The sequence below is a fragment of the Acinetobacter sp. YH12218 genome, from assembly GCF_013417925.1.
GTDB classification, from domain to species: domain Bacteria; phylum Pseudomonadota; class Gammaproteobacteria; order Pseudomonadales; family Moraxellaceae; genus Acinetobacter; species Acinetobacter amyesii.
Genome location: NZ_VPDB01000039.1, coordinates 15447 through 30868, shown reverse-complemented (window position 1 = coordinate 30868; position 15422 = coordinate 15447). Strand labels below are relative to the sequence as shown.

Genomic DNA, 15422 nt, shown 5'->3' with positions numbered 1-15422 from the left:
AGAGGAATTGCCACAAGATACGATAAGCTAAAACGTAACTATCAAAGCGCTGTTGCTTTAGCTTGTATATTTATATGGTTGCCTCTTTAGCTCAATTTATCGGCTGTAAATGTCAACACACCCTAAAAGGATCTTAGTAAAATTGTGGCAAATTTTACTAACTATTTTTATCTATGCCATTAATAGCAAAATACAAAAACCTTTATCAGTTGTAGGCTTATTTTGGATTTCTCTTGGACAATTTACGCTCAACCTCATAAAACCTGCAGCTAAAGACGCCATTGATTCATCAGAGAAATTTCATAATTTTGAAGTCATAGAACACAGTGAAAAAATTGATAAAATTGTTCAAAGTGGTGGAATTTACTATGCATATTTAGTTGGTTTTTATATTTTATTTTTCACATTTACTTTTTATGTTATTAGTATTGGTAAAGATGCCCGTAAAGCAGCTGAAAATGAATTTAGTAGCACAAAACATAATCAAATTATCATTGACGATACCCTCATTACTGATTGGCTCGAAGCTAAAAAACTAACTATTACATATCCAGCTAAAGCTAAAGTTATCCATTGTGGCACGCAAAAATGTCTAATTGCCCTGCATACATCAAATTTAAAAGATGCGAATGGGCTCAATTTAAATACAAAACAAAACTACTTAATAAAGCTTGTAAACACTGAAAGTTATGTTGAATTAAAATAAAGTTATCTCTCGTGATTTTATGCATAATTAATAAACTTGTACCTGAAATATTATGCAGAAAATTAAGTATCGAACATTTAATCAACACCCCAAACAGCAGCTGAAAATCTAATAGTAAAAGTTGTAATTATCATCAACCAAAATTTTTCGGCTGTTCCGAGATAACTTAATTTTCGCTTAAAAGAGAAGATGAGTTGTGATTATATTCCTAAGCATCTCTTCCGTACACTTGATGCGTCATCGAACCACAAAGCCGCTCAATGCGGCTTTTGTTATTTTATAGATTTTGAAGTGGAAGGTATTCCCTCTAAATTCACTTAAATTTAAGTAGTCAAAAACCACATTTAATCATCAATCACATCAGCAAAGTTTGCGCCCAAAACTTTTGCTAAATCTTCGGGTTTTAAACCAATATCCAAACCACGCTTACCACCACTCACATAGATTTTAGCTAAGTTCTGTGCAGAAGCATCGATCACAGTTTTTAAGCGTTTTTTCTGTCCAACTGGACTAATACCACCTACCAAATATCCGGTTAAACGCTCTGCATCTTTTGGGTCAGCCATTTTGAGTTTTTTACAGCCAAATGCTGTGGCTACTTTTTTCAAATTTAGCTGATATTCAACTGGCAATACGGCAACAAAGTAATTTTTATCGTCCGTAACCATCAAGGTTTTAAAGACTTCTTCGACGGTTAAACCAAGTTTTTCCGCAGCTTCCAAACCAAAACTTTTTGCTTCTGGGTCATGGTCATATTCATGAATTGTAAAGTCGATTTTATTAGATTTTAAGAGTTTACATGCAGGTGTCATTGCTTTTTCGTCATTCCATTCGGACAACTAGGAAAACTCGATTATAAGCCTATTCTAGAAAGACCGGCGAACACTTTTATATTTTTCATGAACATGACTTGTGCAATAAGTTTGAGTTGAATACATTTAAATAAAGCAAAAATTTCAAAAAAATATGACAACGCTGACTCAAGACCTCATCCAATTATTATCTGTAGTGCCCAAAGATCAGGGCTACTTTTTGGCACAGAGCAAACCTCTGTTTGGTGACCATATTTTTGGTGGGCAATTACTTGCTCAGAGCATAGTCAGTGCATCCTTTACCTGCACACTCCCACTCCACTCTTTACATGCCAACTTTATTTCTGCGGGCCTTGCAAATCATCCCGTATTATTTAAAGTCGAAAATTTACGTGATAGCCATAGTTTTTCCACTCGACAAGTGACCGCCATACAGTATGGCAAACCAATATATATGGTGATGTTGTCCTATATGAATAACGAAATGGGTATGGAGTATCAAATACCTGAACCAGATCTGATCCCACAGTTTCCACCAAGTATGCTCAAAGAAGAGCAATTCTATAAATCGCAAATCCAATCATCTATTTCACCTGAATATCTATCCACATTTTTACAGCCTTTTCAGCTTATATCTAAACCAATTGAATACGTGCTGACAGATTTGCCACCGTCCGGTCAAACTTCTGTCTTAAATCAAAATCAATATGCAGAATATTTAAAACTCCATGATGCCTTGGATGCACAATTTGACCAACTTCATATACATCAGGCCATTGCAGCATACTATTCAGACTATAATTTATATTCTGCGGCGCTCAAAACACATGGTTTAAATTATCTGTCTCCTGAACTCATCGCAACTAGTCTTGATCATTCGATGTATTATCATCATGCCTTTCGGGTGGATGATTGGGTTTTCTATGACATGAATACCACCCGAACCTCCCAATCACGTGGGCTTAGTCATGGACAAATGTGGCAAGATGGAAAATTAGTCGCAAGTACTACACAAGAAAACTTAATGCGTTATACAGGCGATTCTTGAGGCCTGTGACAATCTTTAACATTCAAATTCTTGTTAAGTTAAGCATCAATCGTATAAAATTCATGCAAATCATACCGCTATAACAATAATATGCCTTCGATCTACCAGCTTAAGCCTGCATTTCAAAACCTGCTTCGACCTTTGGTTAAATCACTTCATCATCTTGGTATTACAGCAAATCAAGTAACACTACTGGCAATGTTCATTTCGCTAGCTGTGGCATTTTTTATTTATATCTATTTTTCTCACAACGGTATTGGCATTTTACTGTTGATTTTCCCCGTGTGGATGCTTATTCGAATGGGCTTCAATGCCATAGATGGCATGCTGGCACGTGAGTTCAACCAACAATCCAAACTCGGTGCTTTTTATAATGAATTATGTGATGTGATTTCCGACTCAGCACTCTATTTTAGTTTAATTTGTTTTGCTTTTATTCAAGCTGAATTACTTATTTTAACCTGTTTTCTCGCCATACTTGCCGAATATACCGGTGTGATGGCGCCATTAGTGGGGCAAGAACGTCGTTACGATGGTCCAATGGGAAAAAGTGACCGCGCTTTTGTATTTAGCATCATCTGCGTCATCATCGTGACCTCTTCTATATTGAATGTTGGCTTAAATACATTGTCTCTTATCTGCAATAGTATTTTGATTATTACCATCTTTTTATTATTTATTACGATTTATAACCGCATTAAAAATAGCATTATCAACCCACAATAAATTTCAGTTTAGATCGTCAGTCGATTCATTATTTTGAGAACAACACAATGTATAACAATACTCAGCATACCTTTACGAGCCATGATGGAACATCCTTGTTTTATCAACATTGGGAAAATAGCAGTTTAAAAAGCAACCGTAAGAAAAAAGCGGTGATCTTGTTTCATCGTGGCCATGAACATTCGGGACGAATGGCGCATTTGGTCAATGAATTGAATTTGCCTGATTTTGATTTTTTCGCTTGGGATGCGCGAGGTCACGGTAATACAGCCGGTGAACGTGGTGATGCACCGAGCTTTTCTGCATGCGTTAAAGACATCCAATATTTTGTTCAGCATATTGAACAGTCTTACCAAATCCGATCAGAGAATATAGCGATCGTGGCTCAAAGCGTTGGTGCAGTTTTAGCCGCGACATGGGTGCATGATTATGCCCCTAAAATCCGTGCTTTATGCCTTGCCTCGCCTGCATTTGACATCAAACTGTATGTGCCTTTTGCAAAACCTGGCTTAACACTCCTCAACAAATTCGCTGGCAACTTTTTTATTAATAGTTATGTCAAAGCCAAAATGTTGACGCACGATACTGCACGTGCGCAAAGTTATGACACAGACCCGCAGATCGCTCGGGCCATATCAGTCCGGATGCTGCTGGGTCTATATGCAGCGTCAGATCGAATCGTTAAAGATGCACAAAATATTTTTGTTCCTACACAGATTTTATGTTCAGGATCTGACTTCGTGGTGCATCAAAAACCGCAATTGGCGTTTTATCAAAAACTCCCTCATCCAATGAAGGAATTTCACGTCTTAGACGGTTTTTATCATGATACTTTGGGTGAAAAACATCGCAAAATCGCCACAGATAAAATCCATCGCTTTATTCAACAATGTTTTAAACACCCCTATTCCGCACCTAAACTTTTAGATGCCGATAAAATTGGCCCGAGCTGTGCTGTTGCAGAAACCTTAAGTTCAACGCTTCCAAAACACTCTTTAAAACATGCATTTTGGAGCTTAACCAAACAAAATCTTAAAATTGGTAGTCTCTTTTCTAAAGGTTTAAAAATTGGTGAAGATACAGGATACGACTCTGGCAGCACCTTAGATTTTGTCTACAGAGATCAATCAGAAAGCCAAAATGCTCTCGGTAAAATCATCGATCGACAATATTTAAATGCGATTGGTTGGCGTGGTATTCGCGTTAGAAAACAAAATATTGAAGCGCTATTAACGAAATATGCTTCTAAGTTAAATGATGCCCAACACGCAGTACGGATTATGGATATTGCAGCAGGTCATGGCCGTTATATTTTAGATGCTGTACAAAAACTGCCTGAGCAGCCTGAATCCATCCTGCTTAGAGACTATAGCTCGATCAATGTACAAGCGGGTCAAGCAATGATTGAGCAAAGAGGTTTAAGCCAGATTGCCAAGTTTGTAGAAGCGGACGCCTTTGATGCCACTTCTTTAGCCAGTGTTGAACCTAAACCGACTTTAGCTGTGGTATCAGGTTTATACGAATTATTTAGTGATAATGATTTACTTAGACAGTCCTTATCAGGCTTAAGTCAAGCCATTGAGAAAGATGGTTATCTCATCTACACAGGTCAAATTTGGCATCCGCAACAAGAATTTATCGCCCGTGCCCTGACCTCACATCGCCAAGGAGATGCATGGGTGATGCGTTTACGCTCACAAGCAGAAATGGATACATTAGTTGAGCAAGCTGGTTTCAAAAAAATCGATCAAGTTATTGATGAGTTTGGTATTTTCACCGTTTCCGTTGCACAAAAAATTTAAGCTTGGACGGTCAATCTTATGCATAAACTGGATACTGAAAAAGGAACTTGGAAATACGGCCTACTGTGTTTGGCATTTCTGGCACCTTTTTTCTTCTTAAGTTATGGTTTTGCCAATCAATACGCTGCGGGCTTAGCTTCCGTACCTGTTATCGTCTTTGAATGGGAAAAATATATTCCACTTTGGCCATGGAGTATTGTGCCTTATTGGTCGATTGATCTGTTCTATGGTTTATCTTTATTACTTTGTTGGAATAAGTTTGAATTAAAACAACATGTACTGCGACTATTTTCAGCACAAATCATTTCAATCAGCTGCTTTTTACTTTTCCCGCTACGTTTTAGCTTTGAGCGCCCCGAACTCACAGGTTTTTTCGGGCTGTGGTTTGATGTCTTGATGGGCTTTGATAAACCGTTTAATCAAGCACCCTCTCTGCATATTGTGCTACTGGTGATTCTTTGGGATTTTTACCGTCGGCATAGCACAGGTAAGCTAAAATATCTGGTAGATGGTTGGTCCTTTTTGATTGGTCTCTCAGTTCTAACCACTTGGCAGCACCATTTTATAGATATCCCAACGGGTTTATTGGTCGGTGCCTTATGTTTATGGCTATTCCCGATGTCCTGTCCTACGCCATGGACTCAAAACAGCCAGAGTCGGCTAAGCTTAAAGCACATTAAAATCGGCATCCTTTATCTATTTGCTGCCTTATTTTGTGGCGCAATCGCACATGCAAAAGGTTGGTGGCTTTGGCTGCTCTATCCTGCAAGCAGTCTGCTTTTAGTTGCGTTTGCATATTTATTCAATCGACCCCATTTTTTTCAAAAACTCAGTCATGGTGATATGACCATTGCTGCAAAAATATTGTTTGCGCCTTACTTTGTATTTGCTTGGATCAATAGCCGAATCTGGACCTATCGCCATCCTGAAGATTCTAAAATCATCAAAATCAATCAGAGTTATATTTATTTAGGTCGCTATCCGTCCAAACAGGTCATGCAACAATATGATGCTTTACTCGATTGTTGCGCAGAATTACCCACTTATCCAAAGTGCTCCTATGCTCAACACTTGAGTTTAGACCTAATTCCTTTACAGGCCAATCAGCTGCATCATGCTGTAGAGTCTTTAGAACTATTCTTGAAATCTAATAACAATGATGAAGCACAAAACATCTTGGTCTTCTGTGCTTTGGGATATTCACGAAGTAGTGCTGTAGTTGCCGCATTATTATTGAAACAACATCCTGAATATTCAGTCGAAGATGTTTTACGGATTATTCGCCATAACCGTCCGTGGGTCGTGCTTAAAGCACCGCAAATAAAACATTTAAATACTTATCGTTTAAAACTTAAAGGACTTGCACCATGAATTTACAACTTGTGGTGCTGTCAAAGTTGTTGCAATCCACCACTGGATTGCTCATCTCAGCTTATGTGGCAGCGATCCTCACGCTCTGGCTCATTATCCAGTTTGGTAATGTGATGCTATTCGATTTGCTATATTTATTAATTTGTCTAGTTTTGCTCGGAATACAACATTATTTAAGCCTGAGAATCAAATTTGATTCGGCACTTTTAGCCACTGTCGCTGAATATAGCCAAACCCAAAACCTTGAACAAACCACCAAAGAGTTGGACTTAAGTTTAATCAATCTAAAATTAATGCCTGCAAATAAATGTGGTCGCGCATGGGAGCTGCGTGAATTAGGTTGTCTGGCTTTATTTAAAAGGCAGATCTTTGTGCTTTGCTTGCAATACATCGCATTCATCTGCATATTTTTACTGTATAAATAATTCACAATAATTTGAAGCCATGCCAAATCCATTAGACACTTTAGGGAATGCTCACTCACCAATGAAAGGTAATTTTTTAAGCCGTTCAATTGCTCGCTATATTGCCTTTCTCACTCGTCGTGGTGCGCGGCTGCTCACGGGCGCGCGGAGTCTATGGGTCGGGTGTAAACCTGTAATGAAGCAGCGTATTTATTATGCAAATCATAATAGCCATATCGACTTTATTTTGCTTTGGTCATCACTACCGACAGATCTCAGACGGAATACGCGTCCTGTAGCGGCTTCGGATTATTGGCTAAAAGATGGCTTTCGACGTTTTCTCATTCAAGATACGTTTACTGGCGTCACTATTCAGCGAAATCGAGAGCAAAATCAAGATCCATTAGAACCGATCAAAACCGTATTAGCACAAGGTGACTCGATTATTTTCTTTCCTGAAGGCACTCGGAATTTAAATGATGACGTTGAATTATTAGAGTTTAAAAGCGGTTTATTCCATCTCAAAAATCAATTTCCTGATGTTGAAATTGTACCGGTGTGGATCTCAAATTTAAAACGTGTCATGCCTAAAGGTGCGCTAATACCATTGCCATTATTATCTACCGTTATTTTTGGTAAGCCTTTAGAAGTTCATAATGAACAGAGTAAATCCGCGTTTTTAAACTACGCTCAGGAAGAATTACTCAAATTAAAAGCATTGGAGTATCAATAATGGAATTCACCAATGCGCAAATGACTTATGTATTGTTTGGTATCTTTGCGATTATTTTGATTATTGCCTCAACCATTGGCTCAATACTAAAATTTAAAGCGGGTTATGCACCTGCACCGGTCATCGACAATTTAAATGCGCGGATCAATGCATGGTGGGTCATGTTGTTGGTACTTGGTGTAGCAATTTCATTAGGCAAAATTGCCTTTGTGATCCTGTTTGCGTTGATTTCACTCTTTGCTTTACGTGAATTTATCAGCTTGCTCCCAACCCGTCGCGGTGATTATCTTCCGTTGCTGATCGCTTTTTATTTTGTCATCCCTTACCAGTATTACTTGGTGTATATCGACTGGTACGGGCTATATTCTATTTTTATTCCGCTGTATGTATTTCTTCTTATCCCTATCGCTACACTCAAAGCCGAAGATACCACGCGATTCTTAGAACGCAGTTCAAAAATTCAATGGGGCTTAATGATCAGCGTATTCTGTATTTCGCATGTGCCTGCGCTATTAAATCTCAAACTTCCCGGATTTGAAGGTGAAAAAATTTGGCTAGCGATCTGGCTGATCATGGTGGTACAAGCCTCCGATGTTTTGCAATATGTCTGTGGCAAGCTATTTGGAAAACACAAAGTCGCACCGATACTTTCACCATCTAAGACCGTTGAAGGTTTAATCGGAGGCATTGCTTTAGCTACTGCACTAGGCGTAGCTATGTCATGGCTTACACCCTTTAGCTATCTACAGGCTGCATGTATTGGTTTTATTGTTTGTATATTTGGTTTCTTTGGTGGACTTGTCATGTCAGCCATTAAACGCGATCGTGGTGTAAAAGATTGGGGACAGCTCATCCAAGGCCATGGTGGCATGCTCGACCGAATTGATTCCATCTGCTTTTCAGCACCGATTTTTTTCCACATTTTGCGCTATTGGTGGTCTTAAGAAATGACTAAGTTTTAAACAGAAAATTTGGGATCTTAAATGGTGTTACGCACGTAGAATTAATTTCACATTTTAAAAATGATTTTTAAGTCTATGCGACAGTGTCTTACATCTAAGGATTGAATAAAGGTATTAGCCTTCGGCTGGAGATACTTTTGTTTCGGCAAAGTGAGAAGCGAAGCTTCGAAAGGAAACCATCTTGCGGTGCAATGCACCTCACCGACAAAACTCGTTCACTAGCGTCAAATTATTCAAAGAATCGCAGAAACATTTTTGATTACAATAAGTCTTGTCTCAAACAATTGCGGATGACGTTACCGTGTATCGTTCTTTTATTTGAATCAACGTGCGCTTCTGATATTACTGCGTAGCATCGGTTAATAATACGCACAATAAAAAATCCCAAGTAAACAAGCTTGGGATTCTTCTTATCAGGTATTCGATTTAAACGTCTGAAATTGCAAACTTTTTAAAAATACTTGCACGACGTTTAGGATGAATATTGGCTTTAGTTAAATCACCTTGATAGTGATCATAGACACGTTTATCCATCATCTTAAACCAAATAGAGGGTACTAAAGCAGGAATTAGCATAGTGGCATAGCCGCTAGGCAACTCTGGCGCTTCGTCAAAATGTCTTAAAGCCTGAAATGGACGTGTCGGATACGCATGATGGTCTGAATGTCGCTGTAATTGATACAAAAATAGATTGGTCACGATATTATTGTTATTCCAACTATGTTCAGGCATGGTTCGCGCATAACTTCCATCCGCTTTTTGCTCACGCTTCAGGCCATAATGTTCAATATAATTAATAATTTCAAAAAGGCTGATTCCATACAAGGCCTGTGTAACTAAATACGGTGTCACGCCTTTACCAAACATTTTCAGCATCGCGGCATGAAAACCAGCACTCATCGCCCAACCATGAAACAGCTCATTGTCCTTCGAAAAGAAACTTAAACCTTTACGTTTTAAGCGTTGTTTCTCAATCTGCACCGCCGATTTAATTCCACCAAATACAGTGCGTGGCCAAAACTCATAAAAGGTTTCGCCCATTTTTGAGGATGCAGGATCTTCAGGTGTTGCCGCACGTTTATGGTGTCCATAAGGATGTTCAATGCGGAAATGGCTATAACCCAAAGGTGCGAGCGTCGCATGTGCCCAGTAATGGTCTTTTTTATGAGGTCGATGGCAGAGTTCATGTGCTGTATTTACACCGACGCCATTGATGGCACCCATCGAAATCCCAAGTAGAACTTGATCTAATAATGAAACATCTTTACGGGTAACCACATAGCCAGCAAAAGCATTCGCTGCCATTTGCAGTGGAATAAATAATTTGACGATCCGATCATAATAGGGATCATTCACTAAAACTTTGATGTCATCATCTGTCGGGTTATTGGCATCATCACCGATCAGTGCATCTAGTGCAGGAATAATGACATGCAGTAGAAGCGGCCCGCCCATGGCAAATAGTTTTTTTGTCGGTTTGGGACCAAAATGATAACCCGCCAAAATCCCCATACCAATGACTGGTAAACCTGGACTCAATAGCCAACCATAACGTTTTTTATCTAAAACACTACCGATTTTGCTTTCTAACTGAGCGAGCTGCTGTTCATTTAATTTTACTGGTGCATTCATGCGCTAGACTTCCCTAATTACTTCTTCTGTGTTTATATTCGTAAAATATGGGCAGCCAGAACAGTTTTAAGCGTCCAAAAAAACTATGTGATCGTCTTTGGCATTTAAGGATAAATGTTGACCTTTAAGCACATAGTGACCATCTATAAATACAAAATTAATATGAGTAAATATTTGAAATATGGATGCTTTAAGTAAAATTTTTGATGATATCCATCTCCACCGATCTGAATATATTTATTTGAGATCAAAGCATCCTTGGGCTTTTCATTTTCAAGATCACAATGCCATGGTTGCGTATGTGGTGATTCAAGGTCAGTGTGTTGTGCATATCGATCAAGAGCAGGTCTTACTTGAAGCTGGCGATCTTTGCCTTATTCCCTCAGGGCAAAACCATCACTGCAAATCTATACAGTCTGATGTCTTGGTCGAATCAGTGAACATCACGCCACTGTTTCAAGAGCAACGAAATAAAACCATTGAATTAAATTCTACCGAATCTCATGAAGCAGAAGAATTATTTGTACTGGCGATCCGTGGGCATGTCGACAGCATTATGGCAAAGCCCTTAGTGAATGCACTCCCCACGCTGTTACATACACCACATATCATGAGCAGTACCGCACCTGAATGGTTGCAAATTGGCTTACATTTTCTGGCCGTTGAAGCGCATCAGATCCGTCCAGGCCTCGACAAAATTTTGGATCATTTGGTGAGTATTTTATTTATCGAATGTGTGCGTGATTATATTGCAGCCTTGTCAGATTCAAGCAGTTGGTTGCATGCCTTGAGTCATCCTGAATTATCCAATGCTTTGGCCGCGATTCACGAACAACCCCAGCAAGCTTGGACTGTCGAAAGTTTGGCAGAACAATGCTGCATGTCGCGTTCTAAATTTGCCAGTTTATTCACCCAAATGCTCGGTGAATCACCACTCGCCTATTTGCAGCAACATCGTTTGCGACTGGCGACACAGCACTTACAAATGGGGCAACTGACTATTCAGCAAATTGCCCATCGTATCGGCTACTCATCTGAAACGGCATTTAGCCAAACTTTTAAAAAGTTTTATGATCAAACACCGAGCCAGTATCGACAGCAGCATCAACTCGCAAAAACTGAGTCACCTTAAAGGTTTAATCTAAAAGCTTTAAAATCGCTTCCACAGGGTTTTCACTGTTACCTGAAAGCAGTTGTTTATGCATGGTGATGTGCTGCATCACTTGAATTTGCGATTTTTCAACATCCATCAAGCTTTCAATTTCTGCTGCTAATTTTTCAGGTGTTGCATCATGTTGAATAAGTTCCTGAATCACCTTTTTGCCCGCAATAATATTTGGCAATGAATAATACGGAATTTTGATCAGCAATTTCACCACATGGTAGGTCAGCCAATTTAACTTATAAAAAGTCACCATTGGACGATGTAAAAGCATCGCTTCTAAAGTCGCTGTACCCGAAGCCAAAGCGACAATATTCGATGCGTTCATCACCTGACGGCCAATTTTAGATTCGGTATCGGTGTTTTCCATCAAGCGAACTTTGGCTTGTAATGTTTTAGGGTACTGCTTGAGCAACAATTCGATTTGCTGTTTACGTGCATCATTGATTGCAGGAATCAAGAACACATAGTCTGGATGCTGCTCCGTCAAAATCTGTGCGGCAGACAGTACCAAAGGCCCTAAGCGCTCAATTTCACCGCGACGGCTGCCCGGAAGTAATGCAATGTGTTTTTGATGCTCATCTAAGCCTAACTCGTGTTTAGCCGCAACGAGTGGATTATCTAAAGGCAACTGACTTGCCAATGGATGTCCGACAAATGCAGCCGGAACTTGCCATTTTTGGAAAAACGCTTTTTCGAAAGGAAATAAGCAAAGGACTAAATCAATACTTGCTTTAATGCCATGTACACGCCCTTGACGCCACGCCCACACTGAAGGGCTAACATATTGTACTGTTTTAATTGGTAGCTGTTTTTGCTTTAAGCTCTTAGATAAACGCAAATTAAAATCCGGCGCATCAATCCCCACAAAAACATCGACAGGATTTTCAGTCCATTTTTCAACCAGACCATCGCGTACAGCAAAGAGTTTTTTAATATCTTTTAAGACCTCAACAATCCCCATTACCGATAAAATATCCATCGGATAATAGCTATTAAAACCTTCTGCAATCATTTGCGGACCGCCGATGCCTTCAAATTCCGCATCAATCCCTTGCTCTCGAAAACTGCGGATAAGCTTGGCGCCTAATGTATCCCCGGATACTTCCCCAACCACGATGCCAATTTTCAGTTTCCGATTTTGCAAAAGTCTGTCCTTTTAACTCAATGTTCTTTAGCTATAGATTCTATACGAGTCCTTCACAAAGTTAATAGATTTCCAAAAAAAAGCTGCACGTCTTTAATTCAACATTTTAGGAATATTCATCACTGCTATTTAGCTGCTGATTAAAATTTTTCCGCCAATGGTTCGGATTTGTACCGTATTTATTCTTAAACAATTTACGAAATAGCACTGCGGTATTAAAACCTGCGCTTTCCGCAATTTTATCAATCGAATAATCTGTCACTTCAAGCAATTCAGCCGCATATCGCAGTCTTTCATTGTTTAACCAAGTGACAATAGGTAGTCCTGTCGCATGTTTAAAATGTCTGGTCAGTGTCCTTCTACTCATATTGGAATAATGGCGAAACCTTATCTTTTTAAGGAGTATAGATTTTGCAGGAATGGACTTTAAGTTCACAGTCGCATATATCGATAAATAACTAATTAAAGACTAGGAAAATAAACCTACGGTGCGTTTTTTGGTATTAGAGATGCATTTCAGATAGTCATCACCTTATATTCTAAATACATGATTTCACTGCAGCATAATCTCCATTTGAGCTATCAACCACTTGCAAAAACTACAATCAATAACTTAGCTTATTTAAAATCCATTATTTTCCAAATTAAAACCACTCTTTATCTATTTTTTTCACAAGCAAATCACTAATCGAGACAACGACTTATATCAATTAGTCATAAGATATGCACGTTTTTTGATATTTGGCATTCAGCGATGGTCGGTCCTTTAGAGTTCATTCTGGCAGGTGTAATTGTAGGTTTCTGCGTAGGTATTACCGGCGTTGGCGGTGGTTCATTGATGACCCCGATCCTGATCAGCCTGTATAAAATTGAACCCCATATTGCGATCGGCACAGACCTACTATATGCCGCAATTTCAAAATTTTGTGGTTCTTTAGTTCATGCACGTAAAATGAATATTGTATGGACCATTGTTATTTGGCTTGCAGTCGGCAGTATCCCTGCGTCTTTTGCGACCCATTGGGTACTGGAAAACTATCTGAGCCAATCGACACATTACAAAACGGTATTAACCATGTTTTTGGGTTTTATGCTGACGATTACTGGGATCTCAATTATTTTCCGTGGTCATATCGAAAAATTCTTTAATAAATTTCGAAAAACTGATCAGTTGGATGATATGAGTGCGGATCTTGAACGTATCAATTTCCAAGCTAAAAATAAGCGTGCATATATCATCATCATGGGGATTATTTTAGGCGTATTCGTTACCCTATCGTCTGTTGGTGCAGGTGCCTTCGGTATTATGGCTTTGGTGCTTATGTTCCCGAACTTACCGATGATTCGTATTATCGGCTCTGACGTCGTACATGCCGTGCTTCTTACACTGGTTGCAGGCTTGGGTCATATGAGCTCAGGTAATGTCGATTTTCATTTATTGGGTTGGTTATTGGTTGGTTCTATTCCAGCGATTGTTGTCGGAACTTTGATCAGCTCACGTTTACCAGAAAAAGTGATTCGTAAAGTCTTAGGCATTACCTTGTTTGTTTTAGGCATGAATTTCATCATTAATCCAGTAAAATCAAAACCTGTTGAAAAACCAACAACTGCAATGTTGATCGCACCGACGGTGAATAGTCAGCAGGTTTAAATTAACTGCCCGATTCATCACTTTTTTTTCAGAGACTTATTGATCTTTTTTATAACATTTGAATGCTATATTCATGTTATATTCGGCTCACGAAACAACCTTTTGTATAATCAAACCAGTGACGGCAATGAATACTTTACAGTCAAATTCTATTACCCAAAACGACATTGATGACGTGAATGTAAAAAGCATTCAGCCTCTTGTTACTCCTGCAGAACTAAAAAAAGAGCTACCTCTGACTGAAACTGCCTATCAAACAGTCCTTAAGGGCCGTGAAACTGTACGTAATATTTTAGATGGAAATGACAAACGTCTTTTTGTTGTCATTGGTCCATGTTCAATTCACGACACAGTCGCTGCACATGATTATGCTGACCGTTTAAAAGTTTTAAGCGACAAAATCCAAGATACGATCTATGTCGTGATGCGTGTGTATTTTGAAAAACCACGTACCACTGTTGGTTGGAAAGGTCTAATTAATGACCCTGACATGAACGATTCTTTCAACATCGAAAAAGGCTTACGTATTGGTCGTAAACTTTTACTTGAATTGAATGAAAAAGGTTTGCCTTGTGCAACTGAAGCGCTCGATCCAAACTCACCACAGTACTACCAAGATCTTATTTCTTGGTCAGCGATTGGTGCGCGTACCACTGAAAGCCAAACACATCGTGAAATGTCTTCTGGGCTTTCTTCACCTGTGGGCTTTAAAAATGGTACAGATGGCGGTTTAACCGTTGCGACCAATGCCATGCAATCTGTTAAACATGGTCATAGCTTCTTGGGCTTAAGCGACCAAGGTCAAGTTTCAGTTATTCGTACCAGTGGTAACCCTTATGCACACGTTGTACTTCGTGGCGGCAACGGTAAACCAAACTACGACGCAGGTTCTGTTGCAGATGCCGAAGCGGCATTAGCCAAAGCAAAAGTTAGTGGCAAAATCATGATTGATACCAGTCATGCAAACTCAAACAAAGACCCGTACCTACAACCCCTTGTTCTGAAAAATATTACTGAACAAATCCTTGACGGAAACAAGTCAATCGTGGGTATTATGGTAGAAAGTCACTTAAAAGGTGGTCGTCAGGATATTCCTGCCAACTTATGTGACCTCGAATATGGTAAATCAGTGACTGATGGCTGTATCGATTGGGATACGACTGAAAAAGTTTTGTTAGAGATGCATGAAGCACTTAAAGACGTGTTACCGACACGCTAAGTGAATGAAAAACGCCATCTTCGAGATGGCGTTTTACTTTGAAGGAT

15 protein-coding genes and 1 pseudogene are annotated in these 15422 nt (G+C 39.2%); 12 read left to right on the top strand and 4 right to left on the bottom strand.

Translation table 11 applies throughout. From position 1 onward, the window contains the following. Positions 1 to 90 (top strand): annotated as a pseudogene (locus tag FTV03_RS11585) (IS5/IS1182 family transposase); the annotation flags it as partial. A gap of 19 nt (positions 91 to 109) precedes the next feature. Then, a complete protein-coding gene (locus tag FTV03_RS11580; protein ID WP_180041481.1) occupies positions 110 to 706 on the top strand; it encodes a hypothetical protein in 597 nt (198 codons plus the stop codon). 344 nt (positions 707 to 1050) lie between these two features. Here the strand turns inward: FTV03_RS11580 and ybaK are convergent, their stop codons facing one another. Then, a complete protein-coding gene (gene ybaK / locus FTV03_RS11575; RefSeq protein ID WP_180003791.1) occupies positions 1051 to 1518 on the bottom strand; it encodes a Cys-tRNA(Pro) deacylase in 468 nt (155 codons plus the stop codon). 154 nt (positions 1519 to 1672) lie between these two features. Between ybaK and FTV03_RS11570 the strand changes: the two genes are divergently transcribed. The 7 genes from FTV03_RS11570 (at position 1673) to FTV03_RS11540 (ending at position 8546) form a co-directional block, all read left to right on the top strand. Further along, on the top strand, positions 1673 to 2566 hold the full coding sequence (locus tag FTV03_RS11570; protein WP_180041480.1) for an acyl-CoA thioesterase II: 894 nt from the start codon (positions 1673 to 1675) through the stop codon (positions 2564 to 2566). Positions 2567 to 2656: 90 nt separating this feature from the next. Continuing rightward, positions 2657 to 3292, top strand: a complete 636-nt coding sequence (locus tag FTV03_RS11565) for a CDP-alcohol phosphatidyltransferase family protein (protein ID WP_168378667.1) — start codon at positions 2657 to 2659, stop codon at positions 3290 to 3292. Between the two features lie 47 nt (positions 3293 to 3339). Next, positions 3340 to 5094, top strand: coding sequence for a bifunctional alpha/beta hydrolase/class I SAM-dependent methyltransferase (locus FTV03_RS11560; RefSeq protein WP_180041479.1), 1755 nt, complete (start codon positions 3340 to 3342; stop codon positions 5092 to 5094). A gap of 18 nt (positions 5095 to 5112) precedes the next feature. Next, positions 5113 to 6465, top strand: a complete 1353-nt coding sequence (locus FTV03_RS11555) for a phosphatase PAP2/dual specificity phosphatase family protein (protein ID WP_180041478.1) — start codon at positions 5113 to 5115, stop codon at positions 6463 to 6465. Further along, a complete protein-coding gene (locus tag FTV03_RS11550; protein WP_180041477.1) occupies positions 6462 to 6890 on the top strand; it encodes a hypothetical protein in 429 nt (142 codons plus the stop codon). Before FTV03_RS11555 ends, FTV03_RS11550 begins: the two co-directional genes overlap by 4 nt. A 61-nt stretch (positions 6891 to 6951) precedes the next feature. Continuing rightward, positions 6952 to 7602 carry a 1-acyl-sn-glycerol-3-phosphate acyltransferase gene (locus tag FTV03_RS11545; RefSeq protein WP_180041484.1) on the top strand — a complete coding sequence of 217 codons (651 nt, stop codon included), beginning with the start codon at positions 6952 to 6954 and terminating at the stop codon, positions 7600 to 7602. Then, complete coding sequence (locus FTV03_RS11540) at positions 7602 to 8546, top strand: phosphatidate cytidylyltransferase (RefSeq protein ID WP_180041476.1); 945 nt, start codon at positions 7602 to 7604, stop codon at positions 8544 to 8546. Before FTV03_RS11545 ends, FTV03_RS11540 begins: the two co-directional genes overlap by 1 nt. 444 nt (positions 8547 to 8990) lie before the next feature. Here FTV03_RS11540 and FTV03_RS11535 read toward each other — a convergent pair whose 3' ends face one another. Continuing rightward, positions 8991 to 10196 carry an alkane 1-monooxygenase gene (locus FTV03_RS11535; protein WP_180041475.1) on the bottom strand — a complete coding sequence of 402 codons (1206 nt, stop codon included), beginning with the start codon at positions 10194 to 10196 and terminating at the stop codon, positions 8991 to 8993. 181 nt (positions 10197 to 10377) lie between these two features. On the opposite strand from FTV03_RS11535, the gene FTV03_RS11530 reads away from it, so the two are divergent. Beyond that, positions 10378 to 11328 (top strand): AraC family transcriptional regulator, encoded by a 951-nt coding sequence (locus FTV03_RS11530; protein ID WP_180041474.1) that lies wholly within the window; start codon positions 10378 to 10380, stop codon positions 11326 to 11328. 4 nt (positions 11329 to 11332) lie between these two features. Here the strand turns inward: FTV03_RS11530 and lpxB are convergent, their stop codons facing one another. Together lpxB and FTV03_RS11520 are read right to left on the bottom strand one after the other, a co-directional pair. Beyond that, the gene (gene lpxB / locus FTV03_RS11525) at positions 11333 to 12505 is read right to left on the bottom strand and encodes a lipid-A-disaccharide synthase (protein ID WP_180041473.1); all 1173 of its coding nucleotides are present in this window, start codon (positions 12503 to 12505) and stop codon (positions 11333 to 11335) included. A 106-nt stretch (positions 12506 to 12611) separates the two neighbouring features. Continuing rightward, a complete protein-coding gene (locus tag FTV03_RS11520) occupies positions 12612 to 12872 on the bottom strand; it encodes a helix-turn-helix domain-containing protein (RefSeq protein WP_180009501.1) in 261 nt (86 codons plus the stop codon). Between the two features lie 387 nt (positions 12873 to 13259). Between FTV03_RS11520 and FTV03_RS11515 the strand changes: the two genes are divergently transcribed. After that, on the top strand, positions 13260 to 14156 hold the full coding sequence (locus tag FTV03_RS11515; protein ID WP_078193863.1) for a sulfite exporter TauE/SafE family protein: 897 nt from the start codon (positions 13260 to 13262) through the stop codon (positions 14154 to 14156). 127 nt (positions 14157 to 14283) lie between these two features. Continuing rightward, positions 14284 to 15375, top strand: a complete 1092-nt coding sequence (locus FTV03_RS11510) for a 3-deoxy-7-phosphoheptulonate synthase (RefSeq protein WP_143221612.1) — start codon at positions 14284 to 14286, stop codon at positions 15373 to 15375. Positions 15376 to 15422: the final 47 nt, after the last annotated feature.

Excerpts from the sequence above, each read along its gene's own strand:
- FTV03_RS11580 (WP_180041481.1), top strand. The coding sequence starts at position 110 with ATGTCAACACACCCTAAAAGGATCTTAGTAAAATTGTGGCAAATTTTA.
- ybaK (WP_180003791.1), bottom strand. The coding sequence starts at position 1,518 with ATGACACCTGCATGTAAACTCTTAAAATCTAATAAAATCGACTTTACA.
- FTV03_RS11570 (WP_180041480.1), top strand. The coding sequence starts at position 1,673 with ATGACAACGCTGACTCAAGACCTCATCCAATTATTATCTGTAGTGCCC.
- FTV03_RS11565 (WP_168378667.1), top strand. The coding sequence starts at position 2,657 with ATGCCTTCGATCTACCAGCTTAAGCCTGCATTTCAAAACCTGCTTCGA.
- FTV03_RS11560 (WP_180041479.1), top strand. The coding sequence starts at position 3,340 with ATGTATAACAATACTCAGCATACCTTTACGAGCCATGATGGAACATCC.
- FTV03_RS11555 (WP_180041478.1), top strand. The coding sequence starts at position 5,113 with ATGCATAAACTGGATACTGAAAAAGGAACTTGGAAATACGGCCTACTG.
- FTV03_RS11550 (WP_180041477.1), top strand. The coding sequence starts at position 6,462 with ATGAATTTACAACTTGTGGTGCTGTCAAAGTTGTTGCAATCCACCACT.
- FTV03_RS11545 (WP_180041484.1), top strand. The coding sequence starts at position 6,952 with ATGAAAGGTAATTTTTTAAGCCGTTCAATTGCTCGCTATATTGCCTTT.
- FTV03_RS11540 (WP_180041476.1), top strand. The coding sequence starts at position 7,602 with ATGGAATTCACCAATGCGCAAATGACTTATGTATTGTTTGGTATCTTT.
- FTV03_RS11535 (WP_180041475.1), bottom strand. The coding sequence starts at position 10,196 with ATGAATGCACCAGTAAAATTAAATGAACAGCAGCTCGCTCAGTTAGAA.
- FTV03_RS11530 (WP_180041474.1), top strand. The coding sequence starts at position 10,378 with ATGGATGCTTTAAGTAAAATTTTTGATGATATCCATCTCCACCGATCT.
- FTV03_RS11520 (WP_180009501.1), bottom strand. The coding sequence starts at position 12,872 with ATGAGTAGAAGGACACTGACCAGACATTTTAAACATGCGACAGGACTA.
- FTV03_RS11515 (WP_078193863.1), top strand. The coding sequence starts at position 13,260 with ATGGTCGGTCCTTTAGAGTTCATTCTGGCAGGTGTAATTGTAGGTTTC.
- FTV03_RS11510 (WP_143221612.1), top strand. The coding sequence starts at position 14,284 with ATGAATACTTTACAGTCAAATTCTATTACCCAAAACGACATTGATGAC.